The 24190-nt window shown below is 42.8% G+C and carries 19 protein-coding genes and 1 pseudogene; 16 read left to right on the top strand and 4 right to left on the bottom strand.

Translation table 11 applies throughout. From position 1 onward, the window contains the following. Positions 1-233 precede the first annotated feature (233 nt). The 10 genes and pseudogenes from MKX40_RS24770 to MKX40_RS24725 all read left to right on the top strand — a co-directional run bounded on the left by MKX40_RS24770 (position 234) and on the right by MKX40_RS24725 (position 10994). Positions 234-1223, top strand: coding sequence for a YhcN/YlaJ family sporulation lipoprotein (locus tag MKX40_RS24770; RefSeq protein ID WP_339237251.1), 990 nt, complete (start codon positions 234-236; stop codon positions 1221-1223). A gap of 258 nt (positions 1224-1481) precedes the next feature. After that, the gene (locus MKX40_RS24765) at positions 1482-1724 is read left to right on the top strand and encodes a helix-turn-helix transcriptional regulator (RefSeq protein WP_339237248.1); all 243 of its coding nucleotides are present in this window, start codon (positions 1482-1484) and stop codon (positions 1722-1724) included. Between the two features lie 1005 nt (positions 1725-2729). After that, positions 2730-4118: an amidase domain-containing protein gene (locus MKX40_RS24760; protein ID WP_339237245.1), complete on the top strand. Its 1389-nt coding sequence runs from the start codon at positions 2730-2732 to the stop codon at positions 4116-4118. Positions 4119-4234: 116 nt separating this feature from the next. Beyond that, positions 4235-4900 carry a hypothetical protein gene (locus tag MKX40_RS24755; protein ID WP_339237243.1) on the top strand — a complete coding sequence of 222 codons (666 nt, stop codon included), beginning with the start codon at positions 4235-4237 and terminating at the stop codon, positions 4898-4900. Positions 4901-5145: 245 nt separating this feature from the next. Beyond that, complete coding sequence (locus tag MKX40_RS24750) at positions 5146-5313, top strand: hypothetical protein (protein WP_339237241.1); 168 nt, start codon at positions 5146-5148, stop codon at positions 5311-5313. A gap of 780 nt (positions 5314-6093) precedes the next feature. Beyond that, positions 6094-6855, top strand: a complete 762-nt coding sequence (locus MKX40_RS24745; RefSeq protein WP_339237238.1) for a hypothetical protein — start codon at positions 6094-6096, stop codon at positions 6853-6855. A 1165-nt stretch (positions 6856-8020) separates the two neighbouring features. Beyond that, on the top strand, positions 8021-8299 hold the full coding sequence (locus MKX40_RS24740) for a hypothetical protein (RefSeq protein ID WP_339237235.1): 279 nt from the start codon (positions 8021-8023) through the stop codon (positions 8297-8299). A gap of 12 nt (positions 8300-8311) precedes the next feature. Further along, positions 8312-9859, top strand: coding sequence for a recombinase family protein (locus MKX40_RS24735; RefSeq protein ID WP_339237232.1), 1548 nt, complete (start codon positions 8312-8314; stop codon positions 9857-9859). A 10-nt stretch (positions 9860-9869) separates the two neighbouring features. Then, positions 9870-9968 (top strand): annotated as a pseudogene (locus MKX40_RS24730) (LuxR C-terminal-related transcriptional regulator); the annotation flags it as partial. 486 nt (positions 9969-10454) lie between these two features. Continuing rightward, positions 10455-10994 (top strand): DUF4303 domain-containing protein, encoded by a 540-nt coding sequence (locus tag MKX40_RS24725; protein ID WP_339237229.1) that lies wholly within the window; start codon positions 10455-10457, stop codon positions 10992-10994. A gap of 166 nt (positions 10995-11160) precedes the next feature. Here MKX40_RS24725 and MKX40_RS24720 read toward each other — a convergent pair whose 3' ends face one another. Then, positions 11161-11511 (bottom strand): hypothetical protein, encoded by a 351-nt coding sequence (locus tag MKX40_RS24720; RefSeq protein WP_339237226.1) that lies wholly within the window; start codon positions 11509-11511, stop codon positions 11161-11163. A gap of 227 nt (positions 11512-11738) precedes the next feature. Between MKX40_RS24720 and MKX40_RS24715 the strand changes: the two genes are divergently transcribed. The 4 genes from MKX40_RS24715 (at position 11739) to MKX40_RS24700 (ending at position 15033) form a co-directional block, all read left to right on the top strand. Next, positions 11739-12602, top strand: a complete 864-nt coding sequence (locus MKX40_RS24715) for a MurR/RpiR family transcriptional regulator (protein ID WP_017692537.1) — start codon at positions 11739-11741, stop codon at positions 12600-12602. A 4-nt stretch (positions 12603-12606) separates the two neighbouring features. Continuing rightward, a complete protein-coding gene (gene nagB / locus MKX40_RS24710) occupies positions 12607-13335 on the top strand; it encodes a glucosamine-6-phosphate deaminase (protein ID WP_221820902.1) in 729 nt (242 codons plus the stop codon). Continuing rightward, positions 13332-14546 (top strand): N-acetylglucosamine-6-phosphate deacetylase, encoded by a 1215-nt coding sequence (gene nagA / locus MKX40_RS24705; RefSeq protein WP_339237221.1) that lies wholly within the window; start codon positions 13332-13334, stop codon positions 14544-14546. The genes nagB and nagA overlap by 4 nt, the downstream gene beginning before the upstream one ends. Positions 14547-14661: 115 nt before the next feature. Further along, positions 14662-15033, top strand: coding sequence for a hypothetical protein (locus MKX40_RS24700; protein ID WP_339237218.1), 372 nt, complete (start codon positions 14662-14664; stop codon positions 15031-15033). Positions 15034-15619: 586 nt separating this feature from the next. On the opposite strand, the gene MKX40_RS24695 is transcribed toward MKX40_RS24700, so the two are convergent. The 3 genes from MKX40_RS24695 to MKX40_RS24685 all read right to left on the bottom strand — a co-directional run bounded on the left by MKX40_RS24695 (position 15620) and on the right by MKX40_RS24685 (position 20305). After that, the gene (locus tag MKX40_RS24695; RefSeq protein WP_339237215.1) at positions 15620-17206 is read right to left on the bottom strand and encodes an oleate hydratase; all 1587 of its coding nucleotides are present in this window, start codon (positions 17204-17206) and stop codon (positions 15620-15622) included. Positions 17207-17361: 155 nt separating this feature from the next. Next, entirely contained in the window at positions 17362-17937 is a 576-nt protein-coding gene (locus tag MKX40_RS24690) for a TetR-like C-terminal domain-containing protein (protein WP_339237211.1), read from the bottom strand. A 1012-nt stretch (positions 17938-18949) separates the two neighbouring features. After that, entirely contained in the window at positions 18950-20305 is a 1356-nt protein-coding gene (locus MKX40_RS24685; RefSeq protein ID WP_339237208.1) for a dipeptidase, read from the bottom strand. Between the two features lie 215 nt (positions 20306-20520). Between MKX40_RS24685 and MKX40_RS24680 the strand changes: the two genes are divergently transcribed. Next, positions 20521-22926 carry an AraC family transcriptional regulator gene (locus tag MKX40_RS24680; protein WP_339237205.1) on the top strand — a complete coding sequence of 802 codons (2406 nt, stop codon included), beginning with the start codon at positions 20521-20523 and terminating at the stop codon, positions 22924-22926. A 332-nt stretch (positions 22927-23258) separates the two neighbouring features. Then, positions 23259-24188 carry a sugar ABC transporter permease gene (locus MKX40_RS24675; protein WP_339243194.1) on the top strand — a complete coding sequence of 310 codons (930 nt, stop codon included), beginning with the start codon at positions 23259-23261 and terminating at the stop codon, positions 24186-24188. Positions 24189-24190 lie beyond the last annotated feature (2 nt).

The raw sequence follows: 24190 nt of genomic DNA, 5'->3' as shown, positions 1-24190 counted from the left end.
AATAAATTTTAAGTTACATGTAGACAGTGCTGCGAACACGCAGTACTGTTTTTTTATTTTATAGCGAAGACCTTATGGTCTGCATTTCAAAACCCAAAGATCAATAAGCTGTGAGCAAAAATTGAGCATCCAAATCTACAGGGTAAGGTACCATATCCTTTCAGCATATCGGCACGCACAGAAGCGCATCCTATCTTTGTGACCAAAACCAACATACATTGGAGGATGAGTACATGCCAGCAGTCAAAAAGGCAACAGCTATTACGTTATCATTGTCTACTGCAATCTTTGTAATGGCCGGTTTGACAGGATGTGGCACGAATCGGGATACCAACAATATGCATACGCAAAGTGTCCGTCAGCAAGCGAGCGGCATTAACCGTTATGGTGTGGAAACGAATGGCATGGATGGCATTCGTGCGAAAAGTTATCGCATGCATAATGTCACTGACCTGAAATCCAGTGAAGAGTTGGCTAAACGCATTACGGAGATGAAGGAAGTGAAATCCGCCCGTGTCATGTTAACGGATCGTAATGCTTATGTTGCGGTGCGTTTGGCAGATGGTCATGCAGGCAAGTTGGAGAGCAAGTCCAACGGTCGTACAAGCATGCTGGATGGAACGATGCGTAATCATGCGAGTGATACCATGCGTGGTGGCAACATGAACCACGATATGGGAGGCATGCGTGTGAATGGCGGTACAGGCACAATGTCACCGTACAGCACAAGTGGAATTGCTCCAGGGCTGAACACGAATTCAGCAACGGATCGCAGCCATATGGGCAATGATCGTGGCATCTACGGCACGATGGGTACAGGAGCGGTTGGAATGATGCGTGGTCTCACAAACAGCGGCAAAGCACGTGGGACGAACGATGGTCATTATGGAATGAAAAGTGAAGGACAACGTGTAGATAGCACGGATGATAACACATCAGCTGAGATTAAAGGCAAGATTTCAGCCAAAATCAAGCAGTTTGCGCCGAACATCGAGAATGTATATGTATCAGCCAATCCGGAATTTGTGCAGCATGTCGAGAACTATGCCACAGATATTCGTAATGGTAAGCCCGTTAGTGGCATGATTGATACGTTCCAATCGATGGTGGAGCGTATCTTCCCAACCAACGGAGCAGGAATGAATCACCGCGATGGCATCCTTGACGATGGCCTGATGAACCGTAATCACAATGGTGGGGTCATGAATCGAATGAATCGGTAGATTCCAAGCTCAATGAACAAGTGTGCCTTTGCGGGGATGGTAACATCAGCTGCAGAGGCATGTTTGTTTTAATATCGATGATTCAAATGCTGGATTACATATGCCACGGCACAGGTTTACTTAGGACAATAAAACACATAATTCCTGCCCATTTTTCTTATAAAACTGAACCAACGCCCTTGATCTGACATAAGATGAGTTGACTGTATCCCCTTAACCTTGTTACACCAACACAACCCGAGCAAGGAGGGGTGAACATTGAAGGGTATCGATCATAAAAGCAAATTTTTGTTAACCCACCGTGAACGCGAAGTATTCGAATTACTGGTTCAAGACAAAACAACGCGTGACATCGCAGGGCAGTTATTCATCAGCGAGAAAACGGTGCGTAACCATATTTCGAATGTGATGCAGTTTGAAATTGTTTATAAAATAGGCAGAATTAACGGGTGGAACAGAGTTCGTGTGTGTTGTATATTTTTGCAGGTTGACGTGACGTAAACCCGTTCACTACGCAACTTTGCACAGTCAGATTGAAGGGAGTCAGAAGGTCTGAATTCGATTATCGTATCGCGAACGCGAAGCAAGTTGAGTCATAACCAACTTGGTTAACTCTGATCCATGATGACTTGAATTAGACAAAAGGGGGTCACACATTAACTTATCCATAGTATAGTATGTATCCTCTTCAAGTACCCGTAAGAAATCAATACGTCAATATGACGTTTCCTTTCTGACCCTGTGAAAAGTTTTCCACCACTTATCTATTCCTCCTGTTTTGTCATAGTTTTTCGGGATTCCCCGAATAAGTCCGTACATATAAATCATTTCCCATACTACCCACATGACAATCTGACAAGTTTAACTGTGTACTCTGTGTACACATACCTGATCCTCAAATTTGAGGGACAGCTTCCACGAACATTTCGGGGAAGCTTATGTACTAAGTTGTCTCCCAATGATAGACATCGAAACAATCAACAGTGGAACGATAGAAGCACCCCAACCCAATGGAGTGCTTGCAGATTAATTATAAAGTTCAAAGAATTTTCACTGAATAATACAAAATTTGCTTGAAATATTTCCTTTCCAATTCAAGACTTGCTATAACCTTTTGAATTTTTAACCTCTGTACTACGTTCGATTTGTACCTTAGTGATCAAATGTTTAAGTTTCTTGATTTGCTTTTGGTAATACGCCACTTTTTTAGCTACAGAGCCCTCCTTTTTAGCAGCGGCTTCTACTTTAGGCTAAAGGAATGTAATCTATAACATTATTGTTTTTATCTATTATAATTGACAGATTTAATGTATTATTTTATATTGGAAAAGATTTCAAAAAAAATGTAATCTTTTTACTTTTTTCAAAACGTAAAAATAGCTGATTGAAACGATTGTTAGGATTATTATTAATGATCGTTCTAGGAGGTGTGATTGCAAAAAAACTTTGGATTTCATGTTTGTAATATTGTTTTTTTATACAACTGAGATGAGAGGAATGATTTTTTTGAAAAAAATAATGAGCAATGTGATTGTAGGTGCACTTGTACTTTCCATGAATATTCCAGCTGCTCAGGCTCAAAGTAACCCACCTGAGATTGATACTCAAGATATTATTCTACCAGACCATAATTTTGATGATTCGTATGTTGAACCCAGTAGTCCATTACAAATTGAATTGAACACTCAGGATAGAGCGATTAGCTTATCTGCCGTGACAACTAGTTATTCCCTTGCAAAAGAATTGTTGAAGAATTACTATGAAAATATCGATCTCGGAACAAAGCAATTAGATAACAAATCAACTGTCAGAACAGAATTGCTTGATTCCGAACTGTCTGATTACTTGGAAAAGAAAATGAAAACAAAACAATTTGTGGTAGATGCCGCAAATGCACAAAAAGAAAATTACGTCTTGAAATTCAATTTACTGTCCTCTGAAGTTACCGAAGAAGGCATCCTCTTGACAATAGGTACTGAGGCCTCATTCAATTACGTGGGAATGGAAGTGGAGTCTGGATTTGGCGAAGTGTCAAAAATGTTATTTCGCAATACAGATGCAGGGCTTACTATTTCAGATTGGTATATGCCATATGACTATTATGATGAATATGTTAGAGGTGAAGGGGATCATATAAGTAATCTCGTTAATATCAACTCTAAGCTGGATAGCTCTTATACCGCTAAAAGACAAGAGGAATTAAATGATAAAATCACCGATTATTTTTCTGTTGATCGTGAAGCTCCAGTACAAATCAATAGTTTAGAAAATGACGGATCATCTAATCAGGTTATTACGCCTTTTGCAACATTATCTTCATTAAATAAGACAGCGATAGCAAATTACGCGAAAAATAATAAAGCAAAAGATCAGCCTGCAAGTGGTGGTTCGAATGTTTCTTACTACGATTTCTCACAAATAACTGGGAATTGGGACTGTACAAACTTTGTATCTCATGCATTACTCGCTGGTGGTGCAATTACTTACGATACTAATGGAACAGGCATTGCCTCTACAGGCTGGTATTATAGAAGTTTGAGTAATCGAGCTTCATCCTGGTCAGGTGTACCAAACCTGTATAATTTTTTGGTGAATAACACAACGAAGGGTCCGGCTGGGACGGGTACTACATACTCAACGTTCAAATATAATGCTAGTGCAGGCTATCCATATCAAATTGGAGATGTATTGCAATTTTATTTGAGCGGATCTTACAATAATTGGCGGCATTCGACTATTATTACTGAATACTACGAAACTAATACGATGTCAGTTCTTGGAGCATTGGTTACAGGACGCTCTGGTAAAAATAGTTATAACAACAACCAAAAGGCGGAGGAAATTTATCCTGGTGATAGCAAAAGGGTTATAAAATTGACCGGTTATTACAAGTGAAAAATTTGAGGGGAGATGCACAACACTTCATTGGTTTTTTGATGTGTTGTGCATCAAACTAATTTCTCCTCCTTAATTATCTGGAGTTCGAGAATATTTTCATAGGAGGAAACTTAATGAAACGTGCTTACCTGTTATTATTGATTTTATTAACTCTTTGTGCATGCGAACAGACTAGTACTAGTGACAATGAAAATAACAATGTTCCCGTTGTTGGAGATATTAATAATGCTGAAAACACAAGAGTTTCGCCTGTAACAAAAGGAAATTCATCAAAAGATTCCTCCTATTTTTTAGCGAAAGACGAAAGTGGTCTAACCGCTTCAGATTTTGAAACAGCATACAAAATGTGTACGGATGCTTTGTCTAAATATTATAGGGCGATCTGGAACGGTTCTGACATTGAATTGGATACTTATATAGATAACGAAAACCTTAAACAATATACGGAAAAAAAAATCACCTCTCAATACGATTTGTTCCTTAAGAACAATCTTACTCATAATCTGGTGACAGGTGTTGATGTTGAGGTAGCAGAAGTAAAGTATGTCGGAGAGGGTAAGAACTTTTTCTATCTTAAATTAGATGCACAAGTTAAAAAGGATGTAGGCAGTTTTGCTGAACCTACTGAATTTCTTGTGCAAGGTGCGAATGGAAAGTTAGTCATTGTTGACTGGTATACTAATGCAAAGGATAGTTATGATTTCACTGTACGTGGAGAAAATCAAACGATCAATAATCCTGATATATGGAATAATAACGATGCTATAGGAAATAATTAACTAATTGAAGTCTGTATGTAAAGATCCTTCCGACATGAATTTTCCGCTCTTACCATACCCCGTAGTAAGCTGATAGGTGTCCTCACTGCTAATTCAGCACTCCATCTGTAAAGTTTATGTCTAAGCATCGAATGTATCATTTAAAGTGAGCGGAGTTTCAACGTCCATTCATTATGTGGCTATGAGAGCTTAATGGATGTTATAAATTGATTTTTTACTTTATTTTGTTAGAACTTTTATCATATATGGCTGAGTCTGAACGTGAGTGGACAAACGGTAGACAAGCTGAAGGTATCGCGGCTGCTAAGAATGACGGTGTTGTATTCGGCAGACCAAAGCAAGCGATCAACGAGGAGTTTAAGCAAGCTACACCGAATGGAAACATGGAAGGATTACAGCAGTTGCCGCAATGAAGGAACTAGATATGAAGCCCAATACATTCTATCGAAGGGTAAAGGAATATGAACATTCATTAGCCTAGGTCATGTGCTTAGGCTTTTTGAGATTCGGGAATTATCTTAGATATGAGATTGAATATGTATGGGGTATATTTACATCTGAAATCAGCTGGTATTTCCAAAATAGTGCTATATGCTATAGCACTTGTAATTGTTTCATGAAGTTGAATTCATTAACGATTCATATTAGCTGATCTATTAATAGGTGGGGCTATTTTAAATCTCAAACAGTATCCATTTTTAAAAATATACCTCTAGCACTTCCACTTCGACACGAAGATTAACAATGAATGATTAAAATAATATGAATAATTTACTCACCATGCTGCCATCCGATCTACACAAAAAAACAAAGACAAGTAAAAAAATAATCAACTTACATTTTTATACTTTGGTATTTCTGTGTTAATAAATGTGATTTTATAAAAGAACTATATTTTAGAGTGAAATGACTAACAATTATCTTTAGACTATAAAATCAAAGGGAGACCAGAGATAGTATCTCAGCTGGCTCCCTTATTGTTTATGCAGATTCAACGAAGAAATATAAAATTCCCATTACGACCAATATAGCTACTACAACTATCAAAATCCACACAAGTCCATTTTTTTTCAAGTTATCATCACCTTTTTGAGATATTTTAGGATATTTGTTTCAATATTCCTTATTAATGGTAACTTATTAATATCACCTTGCCTATACTACTATATAACCAATTGAAGGGAATTGATTCAATGTTAAGGAAATTATCAAAAAGTTCACTCGTACTATTTCTTGTAACAATGTTATTTGCATCTATAGCATGTGCAGATGCATCATCAGAACCAGTAGAATACACTGTTGAGGAATATGTAAATTATTTAAATCAACTTATTAGTGAGGGAGATACAGGAGCAATTGAGACTCTAGAACAATTTACCAACTTAGATCCATCTAAACAAAACGCTTTCCTTAACTTTATCGCTTCAGAAGATTATGTAAATGCGGTAGGCGAAATGTTATCAGGTAAGGAGGGTTCATTATATGATGACAAGTATAAGGAAATTTCTATTGATGTGAAAACTATTACAACAGAAGATAGTCAATCGAATCATTTTTCACCGAATGCTTTAGCCGCACAAGCCAACCAACGTGCATCAGTTAGCCGATCTGTTAAATTAGCAGTTTTCGGAATTGATACAACCACTATCACTCTGACAGTAAGTTGGGAACATAATGGAAGCGTGGCAGTAAAACCTCTTCAAGTCATACAAGGTCATACGAATAAGAACCCATTATACCTTTTGAGTGAAACATCAAACAACAGTCCTGGTTACATTTCTGAAGGCTACTTCAATGCATCGGGCACTTGGACTATGAGAGCAACAGGGGCTGCCGGCTTTATAAGCGATACATTAGGAATAAATATTAAAGCTTCAACGCCATCTCATAGATATTATTCTTTTACAACCAGTCATTCTAATATGACACCTACCAATGGTTGGGTGGCGTTTTAATAATAGAATAATGGCATGGTGAAAAATACAAGGAGTTAATGATGTTTACTTGTTAAATTATAGGTAATACACTTATAAGTAACGAATTTGAGATGAAGAATTGTAACTGTTCTAATGTTCAGCAATTTAGCACTCAAATATAAATAACAAATATAGGTAAAAATAAACCCCTCTTGAGATATTATTCTTGAGGGGCATTTTTTTCATTTTTCAAACTTGTGTATGTTTTCTTGGAGCACCTATTTACAGTAAGTTGGACTTAATCCATATCCCTTATAAATTTGAATAAAAGCTAATCCATCAACAAAGTGCAAATCATATATCCTCTCAAAGTCACGAGCACGTCTTGTTACTCCTCTTTCTTTAGTTGTAAGCAAAGTGGCTCGCTTATCCTTATACATTTGCTTTTTAGTCCACGAGTCTGTTTTGGTGGTCTGCAATTTGTTCAAAACTAGCAAGTCTTCATTGTACATTTTCAACATCTGAGGATAAAGGTTCTCAACACTCTCCCATGTAGGAGAGGGGATGCAACTACCCACTTAAGCTTATCGAAGTTGACTGAATCAGAGACGTAGGAATCATTTCTAAATAAAGGATTCCCAGTGTTACCATATTAACTTTTCATATAAGGCACAGGCTAAGCCAGTTTATGCATTTGAGATGGGAAACATGCAATCCAATGTAATTCCCACATTTAGAAGATATGATTCGATAACAGATGCAAAGAAAGACTTGGGTTTACCTACCTAAGCTAGAAAACGATACTAGAGTTTTTTAAAAAACATTCAAGATGGAAAAATAGTTTTGATTCAATCGGAGCAATTAACGACTGGTCAAAAAAGCATTGAAGTAAACAGTAATGAGAATGAACAGAAAGTGTATAAAGGATACATACCAATAGGACAGATAGAGATTGATGGTCAAATATACAATGTGCATCAACCGTTTACCTTTGAACAAATGAAAATTAAGTTGCAGGATTAAGAATAGAATTACAAAACAAAAGAACATGCAAGATTATCTCTAGACTCAATTGTAATCCATCTATTCATCGCACTCTAAATTACACTAAACACAAAGGAACATGTCTTAGAATACTGAGTAGTCTCGTGGGTGTCAGGGTGACAAACTACTATCACCTCGAATATACAAGGTGAGGAGGTGAGTGAATATCCAAAGTGCAGCAAAAACATTGTCTGTCATTCGTCCAAGCAGCATTCGCATACATTATGCGTACGAAAGTCATACGGGTGGTGTACAACGGATGAAGGAGACAAACAAGCAGAAAAAATCTAAATCATTCAACTTTATTTTTATAGACGATAACCGTAGCGAAGAAGAAGCAAAAGCAGCAATTCAATTTGTAGTTGATACTGTAGTACAAAGAGCGATCAAAAATTTCCCTGCTACAGACTATGATATCACAATTAAATCTACAGACTGAGGGGAAAGTCACATGAGATATGAGGATGCAGCAATATATGTTAGGGTATCCACAACAAAGGAGTCACAAAAGTTCAGTCCAGAACACCAACGGATGGATTGTGAAGAAAAAGCCAGACAGCTAAGTTTAAAGGTTCGTGAAGAGTACATATATGTAGACAGGGATAGTGGTACATCCATTGTTGGAAGACCATCTATTCAGACGCTAATTGAGGATGCAGGTAAGGGTTACTTTAAAACCATCCTCTTTTCTTCTTTATCTAGATTCTCTCGTGATACGTATGACTCGTTAGGTTTGAAGAGAACTCTTGTGGATAAACTTGGTTTAAGGGTTGTATCCTTGGACGAGAACTATGATTCACAAGTTGATCATGACGAGTTTAAATTTCAAATATTCTCCGCAGTTAACCAAAAGTTGAGTGAGCAAATTAGCATATCATCACGAAGAGGTATACGTCAGTCGGGAATGAAAGGAAATTATTTAGGTACTATTGCACCATTGGGCTATGACAAAATAAAGGTCGATGATAGGAAAACCATTATACCTAATGAACGTGCCAGGATCGTTCAACTCATTTTTGATATGTATGTCAATCAAAAGATGGGTGAGAAAGCTATAACAAAGTATCTGAATAAAGAGAAAATTCCCTCTTACAGAGGAGGGAAATGGGGAGTAACGTCTGTAGAGCGTATACTAACGAATGAGATATATACAGGTAAAAACATATTTAATAAATTTACAGTTGTAAAGGTTTATAACGATATCAACAATATCTCTGATAAAACTAGAAAGTTGGTTAAGCGTGACAAGGAGCTATGGGAAGAAAGCGGTAAGCAGACTCATGAAGCAATTGTTAGTGAGGAGCTATTTAGAAAGGCACAGGAGATACGGTTAGAGCGTGGCGGTGGAAAGCGTGGAGGGGTAAGAAACAAGGTTAATGTATTTGCTGGCATAATCAAGTGTAAGCATTGTGGATCATCCTTGAACATTGTGACCTCCAACGGCAAGAAGAACAGCTATCGTTACTTAGTTTGTTCTAAGAGAAGAAGACAGGGCGAAACTGGATGCGACAATCACAATAGGATTCCATACGATGATTTCAAATATGCTTTAATTGAAAGATTGAGCGAGAAACTGAGAAGTAAAACAAAGTCGGGTAAGACTATAACCTTCACTAAAAAAGCGAGAGAAGATACCGGAAAGCTAGTTGCTAAATATGAGAAGCAGATACAGAATGCACGTAAATTGCTTTTTGAGATCCGAAAGCAAAAGTTAAATGATGAGATTGATGATGAGCAATATGAGTTTGAGAAGGAACAGTATGAACATGAGATTAAACAGAAACAAGAACAGTTGTCCAAAATGAAATCTGAATTAGAACGAGCTTTGAATGACAGTGAACAGTTTAAGGAAATAAACATCTCACTTGATGAATTATCAGATCTAGGACAATTTACTGAAGTAGACCAAGTAAACCTGATCCTGAAAAAATTAGTTTCAAACATTACAGTTGATAAAGCAAACAATGTTGAGATTCATTCCGTATTGGGTAGGCTATAGTTTTTTGTGTGTTTCAAACCATATTTCGAATGTGATGCAGAAACTCAATGTTAAGGGTCGTTCGCAGGCAGTTGTCGAGCTGATTAAGCTTGGAGAACTGAAGATCTAGTTGCGAATTACAGTTAGGATGAAGTAGCAGCATGAAAGCCTTTCTCTATTCTTTGTCATGAAGAATGGGGCAAGGCTTTTTTGCTGGTATGGACCATGGACTCAGGGAACTATCAATATTTTTGAGGGAATATCCGAAACGTAGCATCGCTTGTTTTCATTATTTTACTAGGTCATAATGATTTACATATATTGAAGTAGATAAGATTGTAGGTAAGGCTTTGAAGTGAAACAATAGCTTGAACAAATTGGTTGAGATTTTTTTGTACTACATCTATATAAGTTAAACTACATATTTACACTAGAACGGAGAGGGCAGAAATGACCTGAAGAAGCGGAGCGGTCGCCTTTATCCGCAGATTTCCACTTTTAAAAAGTGATACAAGAAATCTGGGGATAACAGTGATCAGAAGGTTATTCTGTCAGCGAAGTGGCAAGTGTAACGATTCGGTATTCAACTTATATAAAACATGAAAGGATGAGCTGAATGGAACGTTTCTTAAGTGAATTTGAAAAACAATTTAGAGCGGGGTTTCTACCCGATCTGGAACAGACGCTGGCTAAGGTGCAGCATGAGAAAGTATATGCTTGTGCATTTGGAACGGACAGTGATTGGGTAACGCTGTTTATGGCGGTGAATACCGAGGAATCCCTGGCAACGCACATTTCGAGAATGAAAGAGCAAGGCCTATGCGACAGTGAGGAGGACGAGATCTATTACAGATGGGGCTGCTCCGAATATCAGTATGGCGAGGATACGCACTTTAACCACATCAGCCGATTGTTGTATGCAACAGAAGAGGTTCGGGAGTATAAGAATGAGATCATTCGAATCATCGCTAAAGTCGTGAATGAGACAGCCGATGACGTTTTTGCTCGATATGGACAAACTAAAGCAGACATTACGTTCTTCGTTTCCCTCACAGATGACGATCTGGCGGAGGAGATTGAGAATCAATCGGTTCATCAAATGACGGTACCCGGCTTAGTCAGCACGTTCCTAAAGCGATATGATGACATGAATTAGAACGAGTTAACTTGAGTTGAGTTTTGAGTTAAATGCAAATTAAATGAAAACGAATTGAATTTTAATACCGCGAAAGTCTTTCCTAATTCTTTATTTTATCTAAAGAAGGGAAGAGGCTTTTTTCTTTTAGCGTGAAAAAATGAAACAAGCATTCATTATCACTTTATCACGTCTGATTCCTATTCATTCGAATAAACGTCCTCCATCTTTTCTTCGAAAATGGCTGATAAAAGAGCTGCTCCAGTTCCTCGAACTGTGCTTCATTCAGGTGAAGATGGAGCGCTCTTTTCGCTATTTTGGTGGCAGGCGTGGAAGAAGATTTCCGTCCTCCAGCTTTTCGTTTGATCGGAATATGAAATTGCAGCAGATCTTCGAGCTGATTCCAGCCTTCCCAACTGAGCCGACCTCCGCGTTTCCAGTCGATGGCATAGAGGGCATAATAGGCGTGTCCTTCTGTTGGTTTGGTAGCAATAAGCCAGATGGAAGGAATGAACTTTTCCCGTTGTCTTCGATTCATTGAATCGCTCCTTTTTTTAATACGATCATATCTCGATTCTCAATATAAAGGATACCTATGATGTGTATCAAGCTGGTGAGTGTCTATACAAGTTCAGTATCATTGCGAAAGTCGTGAGAAATTGCTCTTGATTTGCAGGATCGTCTTGATTAGAATGAAGTTATAAAAATGATTTTCTTATTTATTTAAAAATATATAAAAATAATTTTCATACAAGTGAGGTCCTTATGGCAGCCATATTACGTGCGTTGCAGCAAGAACTGAATAACCTTCCGTCTCAGGAGCGACGTATTGCCGAAGTCATTATGCAATCTCCGTCGGACATTCCCGGCTGGACGATTAGTCATCTGGCAGAGCAGAGTGGCACAAGTGCGGCGACGGTGACCCGCTTTTGCAAGTCGTTTCATTTCAAAGGTTTTCCCGATTTCAAAATGAAGCTCGCCGCAGAATTGTCCCACGCTTCTGATGAAACGGCGTATCAGGACATTGTAGCGGGCAATTCACTATCCAAAATTGTTGAAGCGATCGAAGCCAATCACCTCGCGTCTATTGCTGATACTACCCGTTTGCTGGATCTGGGCAGATTGGAGCAGGCGGTGCAATTATTGTGCCAGGCTCGCCGTATTGATCTGTACGGTGTGGCGACCTCGTCGATTGTGACACAGGATTTCTATCAGAAGTTGGTGAGGATTGGCAAAAGTTGTACTGCTTTCTCCGACTCCCACATGCAGATCACATCCGCATCTTCGCTCGCTGAGGGGGATGTCGCAATGGCCGTATCCTATTCAGGCGAAACACCCGAAACCATTGATGCCCTGCATTGTGCCAAACAAGCCGGAGCTTCTACGATTTCACTGACTTCCTATGGAAGTAATACACTCGCAACGGTATCTGATATCCCACTGTTCACCTCTTCTCTGGAAGAGGGCATGAGGCGTGGAGATATGGCTTCACGTATTGCACTGCTGCATGTGGTCGATATTTTGTTCACAGGCATGGTAAGTGCCGACTTCGACCGTTTTATACCCAGATTGGAACAATCCTATCACAACGTGCAGTCCTATCGCGTACAACACAACGGAGGTGCTTAAACAGATGAATATACGTATTTTTGAAAATGAAGAAGATTTGAATGCCACAGGTGCAGGAGTCATCGCAAGTTTATTGCAGACCAAACCACGTGCAGTCCTCGGACTTGCAACGGGAAGTTCGCCTGTAGGCATATATAAACAGCTTATCACGTTGTACCAGAAGGGACTGGTCAGCTTCTCGCAGGCTTCTTCATTCAATCTGGATGAGTATGTAGGACTTCCAACAGAGCATCGCGAAAGTTACCGCAGTTTCATGAACGAACAATTATTTCATCATATCGATATGGATCTTGCGAGAACGCATGTACCTGATGGTCAGGCTGCCGATCTGGAACAGGAATGTAAGTCTTATGAACAGCGCTTGGATGATCGTGGACCCGTGGATCTGCAACTACTGGGCATTGGACATAATGGTCACATTGGCTTCAATGAACCGGGAACTGAACTTACAGGACGAACACATGTTGTGGATCTGAAAGAAGAGACACGTAAGGCAAATGCACGTTTCTTCGACAGCATCGATGAGGTTCCGGCTCAGGCGATTACGATGGGTGTTGGTACCATTTTGAAAGCCAAACAGATTCTGCTCATTGCCCGTGGGGAGGAAAAAGCCGAGATTATTCGCGAAGCGTTCATGGGCCCAATTACAACGGCCTGTCCTGCATCGCTATTGCAATGTCATCCAAATGTGGTGGTATTGCTGGACCGTGCGGCAGGGAGGCTGGTGAGATGACCGGAGCGAATAATCATGAACCTGGGAGCCAGCGTGAACAAAATATTTCTCTTCTTCGGGGCAAGCTGCTCCTTTCCAATGAGATATTGGAAGACGGTGTATTAGCCTGGAGGGATGGAAAAATCCTTTATGCTGGGGTACCGGAAGGTCTGCCTGAACAGATTCGGCGAGAAGCTTTGCAGCTGTCTGTACCGGACCATGGCCTCATTGTGCCTGGATTCATTGATATCCATGTGCATGGTGGGAACGGAGAAGACTTTATGGATGCAAGCCCGGAGGTGTTGGACAAGATCACTTCTTTTCATAGTACGCAGGGAACAACAGCGATGCTTGCGACTTCCATGACCGCTCCGAAAGAGCGACTGGACAGCGTACTTGCTGAAGTAGCTCGTTATCGTTCCGGTGAGATGCCGTATGCACAGCTTGAGGGTGTGCACCTGGAAGGTCCGTTTTTCAGTCCGAAATGGCCTGGTGCGCAAAATCCCGAACATATCATTCTACCTGATGTATCCTGGCTTGAAACATGGGAGAAGCAATATCCCGGCCTAATCCGTCAAGTTACGTTGGCACCGGAACGTGAAGGCGCACTGGAAGTCATCTCGTGGCTGCGTGAACAGCGGATTACAGCGGCACTCGGCCACACCGATGCGACCTATGAAGAGGTGGAGCGAGCAGTTGAAGCCGGACTTCATCATGCGGTGCATACGTTTAATGCGATGACACCGCTGCATCACCGGCTACCGGGAGCTGCCGGAGCGGTGCTAAGTGATCCGCGTATCAGTGCTGAGGTGATTGCCGATGGTATTCACGTGCACCCTGCGGCGATTTCCATCCTCGCTCAATTGAAGCAACATAATGATCAACTCGTGTTGATCACAGATGCCATGTCTGCTGCGGGATTGGATGACGGGGAATACAAGATCGGCGACTTGCCCGTCATCGTGAAGCACGGTGAGGCCAGACTGAAGGACGGCGGCGCACTGGCCGGAAGCACACTGACGATGATTCGCGGTTTCCGTTACCTGGTACAGGAAGTTGGCTTGAGTCTGAACGCTGCATCACGTGCAGCAAGTCTGACCCCCGCACGCCTGCTGGGCATTGATCACCGGACAGGTTCCCTGGCTCAGGGAAAACAGGCAGATATCGTTTTGCTGAATGCGGAGCTGGATATTGAGGGTGTGTGGGTGAAGGGCAGACGGGTCGGCGAGTAAGTTGTAGCGTGGACATGTTTGCGGAGAGGCAAGAGAGGCAACAGCTTGCGTATTATGTTAAAATAGATCTCAAAAAGACGGGATCTGCGGATCACGCATAACGGAGGCGTGAAACATGGAACGTAACGCTATGCTCGAACATGATCCGTTCATCACAGTGTTGGCGGAGAAGTTGCACATACACGGATACTATGCCTTTTATGGCGAGCATTACAATGAAACCGATATGGAGCAGTACCGCAAGCATCTGTTCACATCATTCAGCAACATCGTGTGGGTAGAGCTAGATGCACGCAAAAAGTATATGATTGTCGATCATCGTGGCCGCAACACGGTCATGAAACTGATCGAAGGTATGCTGAACACCCGTAGAACATTACGAGCGAATCAGGCCATGTCGGGGACTGATACTTCTGGCGTCCAACAGGAGATCGCACATTTCTCCAAACTTGTGCACATGCTGAAGTTTACGACTTTCCGCACATAAGCGCGATGGGTAACAATGAAAAAATGAAAAGTAACACCAAGAATAATAAGAACAACCACATGAGTATACATGAGCAACACGGAAGCATGATAAGTCAGGTTTCAATAAAGTACGGACTAGGATCTCGACAATAAGACATGACAACGAGTGCCTCTCATACGTAATAATCTCTGAAGGGACGCTCAGTTCTAACGAACCTGCGAAGTCTTATTTCCAAGATTTTGCTGTGATACAAAATGTAACGAATCTCAGACACGCTATGTAATGAAAATGAGCGATATTACGTTACAAAACTATGCTTAGACTCAAAATAAGGCGCCTACGATTCGTTAGATTCTCAAACCTGCGAAATTTCGAGCAATAAGGCCTTTAAGGTTCTTTAGACGACAGTTGGCAATCTTGATGGAGATTATGTGTGTGGCTTCATACTCAACGAAATAGAGATTTCTGTCATCACTGACGGAAATCTCTATTTGCCTTATAAAAAACCTTTCAATCCGGCATCAGACGTTACACCAACATTAACTTATTGACTGGTTCGACGAAAATCAAGCTTCTGTTATTTCGCAATCCTCATGCTAAACAGTTATCTAAACGAAGTCACAAAACTGCTGAACAGCGTCCGAACATCATACTGGTACTGGTTAATTGGCTCAATTGGACGGTTCTCTCCGAGAAGAGTGTAGACGGCGATCCGTGCTGCCCGGACCGAATATTCTTCCGTGAATACCACATCATCGGGAATCTCGCAGAATTGGCTAATAAAGGCCAGGTTAGTGGAGCCCTCAGGCACAACTTTTGGTCTGTCGCTGTTCAGTCTAGGCATAAATTGGGCAGTGATGTAAGGCATCATGCATGGAATGCAGTTGGCGGTAGCCATGATCGCCTCTTGATGTTCCTGAAAATGAAGATGGCCGATCAACTCCTGCATAATTTCTTCCCCGGTACAATCACTCATTCTTTTCTTCACGTAGTCGCCAACATTATCCGGGTATAATCCGTATCCCCAGAACACCTTGACATGCTCCGGCTGACCACGGAAATGTGGTTGGAAGGCCAGAACGACAGACATGAACCAACTGGAATCCTTGAAAGTAACCAGAGCGCCGGTACCTGCCCGGTTGCGTGTGAATTTCTCCATCAGATCAAAGAAGACCGAATCCTGGAAGGTGACCGTAAACGACTCCCATTTGGACTCATGCACATAATCATTAAATGAAGAGGGATTACCCAGCATCGGTTTCTTGGCGGCAATGTTCTCCCACAGCTTCCATGAGCTGCCCTTGCCGTTCAGTTTCGGTGCAGAAGTCATGGAGCCGAGGTCGGCCCCTTCGGTCATCGAGCCATTGGTGACAATGACCAGATCGCCTTCGTGGATGTCAATGACCTCCTCTTTACCTCCCTTGAGCACATGCATCCGACTTACCGTAATGCCGTCGCCCTCTTTGAAGTCCAGATCGGTGACAGTACATTTCAGCGTGAAATCTATGCTAAACGGTTCCAGATAGTTATACAGTGGCAGGATGATCGAGTCATACTGGTTGAAGGGTGTCCGAGTGACACCTTCCAGCGTCTGAATTCTTGGGAATTCGTGAAAAAAGCGAAGCATGTATCTCTTGAATTCCACGGCGCTATGCCAAGGTTGGAAGGCAAAGGTGGTCGCCCACATATACCAGAAGTTCGTTTGGAAAAAGTGAGGGCCAAACCAGTCGTTGATTCGCAGTTTACCCAGCGTGTCTTCAGGAGTAATAATCAGCTTGCCCATCGCCAGACGATCCGCCATATCAAAACCCATGGAGAGCACATCCTCGACCTTGCCGTCACGGTTGATGAGCCGTGCATTAGAATGTGTGGGATTGGCATCGTCAAATTCGGTAATTTCCTGTCGGACAGATATGCCCGGACGGTCGATGGAAGGGATGGACGCCAACAACTCCCATAGATTTTCATAAGCCTCGTCATTGAGCATTCGACCGCCGCGGATGATATATCCTTGATCGGGATTACCAGCCCCATCATTGCTACCACCGAGAATCGGCATTTCTTCGATAATGTGAATGTGTTCTCCTGGAAAGCCACAATCTCTGACTAGATAAGCTGCACCCGCCAATGATGCAATACCGCCGCCTACAAAATAGACCCGTTTATTACCGTGTTCTTTCTTCACGATCATTCGCCTCCAAAAGGTACTGTAGTCACATCCCTAATGTAAACCTTGCAGGTCCCGTAAGGTATGATCAAAAGAATAGGTATGTCTGGTTTTTAGTCACTTTTGGAAAAATGTCTAAAACCTAGGGTTAGATTGTATGCAAAAAAAAGCCGCGCATCCTAATCGGATGGCAGCTTATCCTCATATCTGTGCAGTGCCCTCAGGACATTGCCTTGGATCAGCTCACTGAGCTTTTCAATAATCTGTTTTGGCGGTTCTTGCATATTACCCCTCATCCACTGAATGATTAGCCCGGTGAAGGCCAGGGTATAGAAGTTGGCGATAAACTCTTTGTCTTCACTGCGGACCTTTATCCCACAGGCTAGCTCATCAATCACACCCATAATCAGATCATGCGTTACTTCGTAGAGGTATGTATCCAGGTGGGTGCGACCGAGCGAGTCGAGTGTATTGCAGCAGAATGATTTATTGTTCTCAATGTAACAAAAGATTTTATAGAATCCGTCCGTCCATGTGCTGTAGCTTCGGTATTCCGTAAGGCTCTCCACTGCTTCAGTCTGATAGATCCATCCAAGCAGCGCGTAAATATCCTGAAAATGATAATAAAAGGTTTGCCGATTCAATCCGCAATGATCCACCAGATGTTTGACCGTAATCTTGTTCAGCGGAGTATGCTCCATCAGTGATTTGAGCGAGTGAGCCAGCGCATGTTTGGTTAGGTGAGAAGCAGACATAACATTCACCTCATCATTTTGGATTAGCTTGCTTGGGCGCAACAGCAGGTAAACACTCATGACAAAAGTCCCAAAGCGAAGTCGCTGAACATAAGCAAGTCAAAACGCAGGAATCCCGAAAGACCCTCCCATTCAGATATCCCCGTGGCTGACCACCCTTGTAGTGAAGCAGGGCACCTATAGCTATTAAGGCATTTGTTACCCGATCCGCACCATGTGACTCCACCAGTGGATATTCCAGATATCACCGTTCCAAACAAACCTCGACTTAATTAATCTAATAAAACGGTCGATAAGCCGTCGCGTATGTTATCTCTAATACACTAAACCATTCAAACCGGGACCCCGTCTATAAAATCAGTCATAGGAAGAACTACAACGAGTGAAGAAGAATAAATCAAAAAACAGTACGAGAACCCGAAGCCCATCGTTTTGATTATCTGCTACACTACACCATCCAATTCACACCCAATCCTCTAAGCAACCATGATAAAACAAGCTATTACATAACAATCGAGACAACATTCAAAGAGTTGTCAGTAGCCAAGTTTTTTTATCCTCTCTATATTACTAATGCCCTCCATCATGAAAAGTAGCGATTGGACAAACTAGAGCATCACTAAAGAAATAAAATAACTACAACATCACAAAAGAAACAAAGAACAAAGCCCCAAAGCCCGAAAGTAGCAAAGCAACAAAAACACCAGAAAACAAATGAAAAAACAAAATCAAATTAAAAAGAACGACCCGAAGACCGTCCTTTTACTGTCCCTATTACCTAACCCATATAAAAAGTTAGGATCAATCCTAAAATCAGTCTGCGAGAGCTGCAACGTAGTGAAGGGGACGAAATCGATTCTGAAGAAGCGGAGCGTTCGCCTTTATCGTCGGATTTTACCCTTCGAGAAGGGAAATCCAAAAAATCCGACGATAACAGCGATCGAAAGAACGATTCGGCACCGGAACGTCACGTCCGCACGCTCTCAGCATGAACTGGTTTTAAACGTGATGACTACAAACTCTTCAAGAACTGAACAATCGTCAACAACCCTTTATCAAAGTTCTCCAGGTTGAAGTGCTCGTTCGGTGCATGCAGATTCTCATCCGGCAAACCAAAGCCCATCATCACAGCAGGGATTTCGAGTACACGTGAGAGCTTCTCAACAATCGGAATGGAGCCGCCATCTTTGGTAAAGAGGGCACGAACGCCATACACATGCTCATATGCATCTGCCGCTTTTTGCAGAATGGGATTGGCAGGATCGATATTGAAAGCAAAAGCTTTCTCGATCTGTTTCACATGCAGGGTTGCACCCGGTTGAACGTGAGCGCGCAGATGTGCTTCGATACGATCCAATACATGTTGTGGGTCTTGGTCCGCTACGAGGCGGCAGGTGATTTTGGCATGAGCTTCCTTCGGAATAACCGTTTTGCTGCCTTCACCCTGGAAACCACCCCATACCCCATTCAGTTCCAATGTTGGACGAGCGCCAACACGTTCCACGAACGAGTAACCTTCTTCGCCGTACAATTGCTCCAGTCCGAGGTCTTGACGAAGCTGTTCTTCATTGAAGCCCTGTTTCACAAATTCTTCTCTCATCTCAGGAGACAGTGGCAGAACGCCATCGTAAAATCCATCTACACTCACACGGCCTTGTTCATCGTGCAACGATGCGAGCAGGGATACGAGTGCATGCAGTGCGTTGGGTACACCACCACCAAATGAACCGGAGTGCAAGTCGGTATTGGCTGTGTTCAGATCTACGTGAAGCGAACATAGACCACGCAGGCCAGTGGAGATCGCCGGTTTCCCTTTTTCAAGCAGGGACGTATCCGAGATCAGTATCATGTCTGCACGCAACTTGTCCGTATTGTCATTCAGATAGATGGGCAGGTTCGGACTGGAGATTTCCTCTTCACCTTCGATACAGAACTTGATGTTAACCGGTAGTTCTTTGTTTTCGGCGAGAATGGCTTCTACAGCCTTGATATGTAGGAAGATCTGTCCTTTGTCATCCGTTGCACCACGAGCGAACAGCTTGCCATCACGAATGGTAGGTTCGAAAGGAGGCGTGTCCCACAGATTAAGGGGATCTACAGGTTGTACATCATAATGACCATAGATCAGAGCTGTCGGTTTGCCGGGTGCATGCAGGTGATCTGCATAGACAATCGGATGTCCAGCCGTTGGAATGACCTCTACGTTTTCCATGCCTGCACGTGTGAGCGCATCTGCTGCCCATTGTGCTGCACGATTAACATCCTCTTTATGCTCTGAAATGGCGGAGATACTTGGAATGGATAACCATTCATTCAGTTCTGCCAGGTGTTTTTCTCTATTTTGTTCAAAGTAAGTCTGTTCTTTCATTAAAAAGGCCTCCTTGATGTTTGCTTTATCTCATTGTAATCCATTTTGTCATGTTAATAAAACATTGGTTAAAAAAATGATCGGTTACAGATCATTTCATTCACCTGATGATTATGCGTATAATACAAGAAAAGGATTTCATCCATATATTCTCAAGGGAGTTGAGGAAGTTTCCATGACAGTCAGACCCGATGCAAGCAGGCAGGTGAGTAGCGATGGAACCGACGAGGAATGATCGAATATTGGGCAGATTCAAGCGGTTATCCGATTTCAAAGCAGGAAGACATAAAGGACGATTTTATCGAAACAGCCTGATGCTTATTTTACTCATTGCCAGTATTCCCGGGTTAATCACAGGTATCGTGATGTATCAACAGGTGGTTGGCCGGATGGAAACCGAATTCAATCGGATGCATCAGAACCAGATCGAGAATCGGGCACGCAATGTGGATGATCAACTGGCCTATCTGGAGATGAACTTATCTCATTGGGCTTTTGAACCGAGGTTTGGCAATGCGTTACGAACGCTGGATTTTGTGTATTATTTTAATGAAACGCAGGAGATCGTCACTACATTATATGTACTACAAGGTTCCCACCCGTTGATCAAGTCAGCACAGCTATATTTGCAGGAACCGAAGCCGATCTTGTTTAATCGGGATTATAACGAGTTGAATGATGCTGCCAAAGTACAAGCGTATGATCGTTATCTCTCCATGGGCAACCACGTGTACTGGACAGACTGGGTTTCGGGCATCAACCGAGATACCGCCCCTTCGACCAACAATAGTCTACTGCATACGGATGCAGGCAATGCACTCGTTCTCGTACATAAGATCCCAGGGGAGAGCATGAATCCATTTGGTGCACTGATTATTACGCTGGATAACGAGAAAGTCGCCAGTTTATTGAAAACGCTTACGCCTTATGATGAAGGTTTAACGTTCCTTATGGATCAGGAAGGCAACACACTGGTTACAGGGAATCCGGGAACGGCGGGGGAGACTTCTGCTTTTGAACAGCAGCTAAAAAAAGAAGTGGCCCTGCATGCCGATAGCCGCTCATTCCTGTTCCGATATGAGGATCAGACCTATTCTGTCTCGTATGGCTCGTTGAGTCGGATTGATTCGGACTGGACGTACGTCTCCGCAGCACCTTTGACCTCAGTCACTTCGCCCGTCAAGCTGGTATCCAAGATCATCGTCATTGCGAGTGCAGGCAGTCTCATCCTGGGATTGTTGTTATCCTGGTTTGCTTCCCGCCGCATCTATTCGCCTGTAGCACGGATGCTGCACCTGCTTACGCCTGGCAGAAACGAAACTACACCAACGGATGAGAAGCTGGACGAGTTTGAGCTGCTGGAGCAACAATGGAACGAACTGACCTCCCGCAGTGTAACGGCACATCGCCAGTTGCAGGAGCAGCTTCCCCATCTGCGCGACAGCTTTGTCTTACAACTTGTGCAGGGACATTTATATGCCTATAACGAGCAGGATCTCCAGCAGCGGATGCGTCATCTCGGATTTGAGTTGGAGGGTCAGCAGTATTTGCTGGTGCAGATGTATTTTACGGGATACGAGCAGCTGCAAGGCAGATTCGGAAGCCAGGACAAGGGTTTAGTCACCTTTGCAGCAGTGAATATCACACAGGAAGTGGCAAAAAATCATTTCAGGCAGATCAGTGTCATGAACTTTCATGACCTGTCTTCCGCCATGCTTGTGATCGCTCCTCAGGACGAACCTGTGAAGTCACAAGCGATGTTATGGGGACAGGAGCTCATGGAGGTGATTGGACGAACGCTCAAAATGAAGGTGACCTTGATGATCAGCCGCCCAGCAGCTTCACTTCAGGAACTGCCCGGACGATTCGTCGAGATGGAACAGGCCGTGGCATATCGCAGTGTGGAGGAAGGAAGTCAGATACTCGATCTGGAGGATGAGGCGTGTTTCCACAGAAACGAAGCAGCTTCCTATCCGCTTGGACTGGAACGTGAGTTGCTGCAGGCGATCAGGCTGGGCAAGCAGGACGAAGCGGAACGTGTGCTGGAACAATTCATGAGCGAGATTACGCGGACGGGTAGTACCGAATTTCAGGTGCAGCAGATGATGCTGCAATTACTCGGCAGTATTCAGCACATGATGCTGCAAACGGGAGTGACACCTTATAAGCTGTTTGGTGGTTGCAACATGTATGAACGGCTATCCGGTATTCGTGAACCTTTTCAGATGAGACAATGGATGATGAATGAGGTATTCACACCGTATATCCAAGAGATTGAAGCACGATCCCAGGAACCGCTGAAACAGGTGGTGGAACGTACAATGTTGTATATCGATACGCATTATCGTAGCGATATTTCGCTGGAAAACTGCGCTGACGCGGAGCAGATGACACCCTATGCACTGAGCAAGGCATTCAAACAGGTATCAGGCATCAATTTTATTGATTATCTGACACGTGTGAGAATGGATGCGGCGAAGCAATTGTTAAGGGAGACAACGATGAAAATCAATGATGTTGCGGCGGCTGTGGGCTATCAGCATAGTTATTTTAATCGGATCTTCAAGAAACAGGAGGGCATTACCCCGAGTCAGTATCGCGAACAATGGTTTGGACAATAACCGTTCATCCGTCTGTCATTTCTGACCGGCATCCAGCATTAGCGGATGTCGTTTTTTTCTTTTTTTACCGTCATACAAAGAAGGATAAACCTGCAAAAATGTGCAATTCTATCTGCTACGATATGTCCAATATCAAGGAAGAATGGCGTTATAGCGGGCTTCTAGACCATCAAGTCGTAGCGATGCAAAAAATGAAGGTTGCCGGAAAAAGAAGGGCTGTATAGTCTGAGTATCAGGATTATTGATAACGCTTACATAACTAGGGGAGGGGAGACATGATGAAGGGGAAGACAGACTGGAACACCAACGCCACTGCCACTGCTCAAGCGGATATGGCAACAAGGCCCATGAGACGAGAGTCGAACTGGAAAAGGCAGATCCAACGAAACAAATGGTTATATGTGCTTGTGCTTCCCGGCTTTTTGTACTTTGTCATCTTTAAATACTTGCCCATGTGGGGAATCATTATTGCTTTTCAGGACTACCAGCCTTTTCTGGGCATCCGGGAGAGCAACTGGGTGGGGCTGGAGAACTTTACGAACTTTTTCTCCAACCCGGACTTCTTCCGACTATTACGCAATACGCTGGTCCTTGCGCTGTATGATCTGATCTTCTTTTTCCCGGCACCCATCATTATCGCTTTGTTATTAAATGAAATTCGGGTTGCATTCTTCAAAAGAACCATTCAAACGCTGGTCTATGTACCCCACTTTGTATCCATGGTGATTATCGCGAGTATCACGTACGTGTTTCTGACCCCGCAGGGCGGAGTGTTATATGATCTGATCGCCTGGATTACAGGCAAACCTATTGATGTGCTCTCCAGTCCGGGTTCGTTCCGGCCGCTCATTATTGTTCAGATGATGTGGAAGGAGATGGGCTGGGGCACAATTATCTTCCTGGCGGCCCTCGCAGGTGTGGATACGGAACAGTATGAAGCCTCCATTGTGGATGGAGCAGGACGATTGCGGCGAATGTGGCATATTACGCTTCCCGCGATTCGTACGACCATAGTCATCTTGCTCATTCTCAGACTGGGGAATTTTCTGGATACCGGATTTGAGCAGATCTATCTGATGACCAATTCCCTCAACCGGGATGTCGCAGACGTATTTGATACGTATGTGTACACGGTGGGGATTACGCAAGGGGCATTCAGTTACAGTACCGCTGTTGGACTATTCAAGTCTGTGGTGGGCATCATTCTGGTGCTTGGCAGTAATAAACTTGCGAAAAAATTCGGTCACCCCGGAATTTATTAAGG

The sequence above is a fragment of the Paenibacillus sp. FSL R5-0517 genome (genome assembly GCF_037974355.1).
In the GTDB taxonomy this organism is placed as follows: Bacteria; Bacillota; Bacilli; order Paenibacillales; family Paenibacillaceae; genus Paenibacillus.
This window is presented reverse-complemented; position numbering and strand designations above follow the sequence as displayed.

Bases quoted from the DNA above. Each gene is read 5' to 3' on its own strand.
- MKX40_RS24770 (WP_339237251.1), top strand. From the start codon at position 234: ATGCCAGCAGTCAAAAAGGCAACAGCTATTACGTTATCATTGTCTACT.
- MKX40_RS24755 (WP_339237243.1), top strand. From the start codon at position 4,235: ATGAAACGTGCTTACCTGTTATTATTGATTTTATTAACTCTTTGTGCA.
- MKX40_RS24750 (WP_339237241.1), top strand. From the start codon at position 5,146: ATGGCTGAGTCTGAACGTGAGTGGACAAACGGTAGACAAGCTGAAGGT.
- MKX40_RS24745 (WP_339237238.1), top strand. From the start codon at position 6,094: ATGTTAAGGAAATTATCAAAAAGTTCACTCGTACTATTTCTTGTAACA.
- MKX40_RS24735 (WP_339237232.1), top strand. From the start codon at position 8,312: ATGAGATATGAGGATGCAGCAATATATGTTAGGGTATCCACAACAAAG.
- MKX40_RS24725 (WP_339237229.1), top strand. From the start codon at position 10,455: ATGGAACGTTTCTTAAGTGAATTTGAAAAACAATTTAGAGCGGGGTTT.
- MKX40_RS24720 (WP_339237226.1), bottom strand. From the start codon at position 11,511: ATGAATCGAAGACAACGGGAAAAGTTCATTCCTTCCATCTGGCTTATT.
- MKX40_RS24715 (WP_017692537.1), top strand. From the start codon at position 11,739: ATGGCAGCCATATTACGTGCGTTGCAGCAAGAACTGAATAACCTTCCG.
- nagB (WP_221820902.1), top strand. From the start codon at position 12,607: ATGAATATACGTATTTTTGAAAATGAAGAAGATTTGAATGCCACAGGT.
- nagA (WP_339237221.1), top strand. From the start codon at position 13,332: ATGACCGGAGCGAATAATCATGAACCTGGGAGCCAGCGTGAACAAAAT.
- MKX40_RS24700 (WP_339237218.1), top strand. From the start codon at position 14,662: ATGGAACGTAACGCTATGCTCGAACATGATCCGTTCATCACAGTGTTG.
- MKX40_RS24695 (WP_339237215.1), bottom strand. From the start codon at position 17,206: ATGATCGTGAAGAAAGAACACGGTAATAAACGGGTCTATTTTGTAGGC.
- MKX40_RS24690 (WP_339237211.1), bottom strand. From the start codon at position 17,937: ATGTCTGCTTCTCACCTAACCAAACATGCGCTGGCTCACTCGCTCAAA.
- MKX40_RS24685 (WP_339237208.1), bottom strand. From the start codon at position 20,305: ATGAAAGAACAGACTTACTTTGAACAAAATAGAGAAAAACACCTGGCA.
- MKX40_RS24680 (WP_339237205.1), top strand. From the start codon at position 20,521: ATGGAACCGACGAGGAATGATCGAATATTGGGCAGATTCAAGCGGTTA.
- MKX40_RS24675 (WP_339243194.1), top strand. From the start codon at position 23,259: ATGGCAACAAGGCCCATGAGACGAGAGTCGAACTGGAAAAGGCAGATC.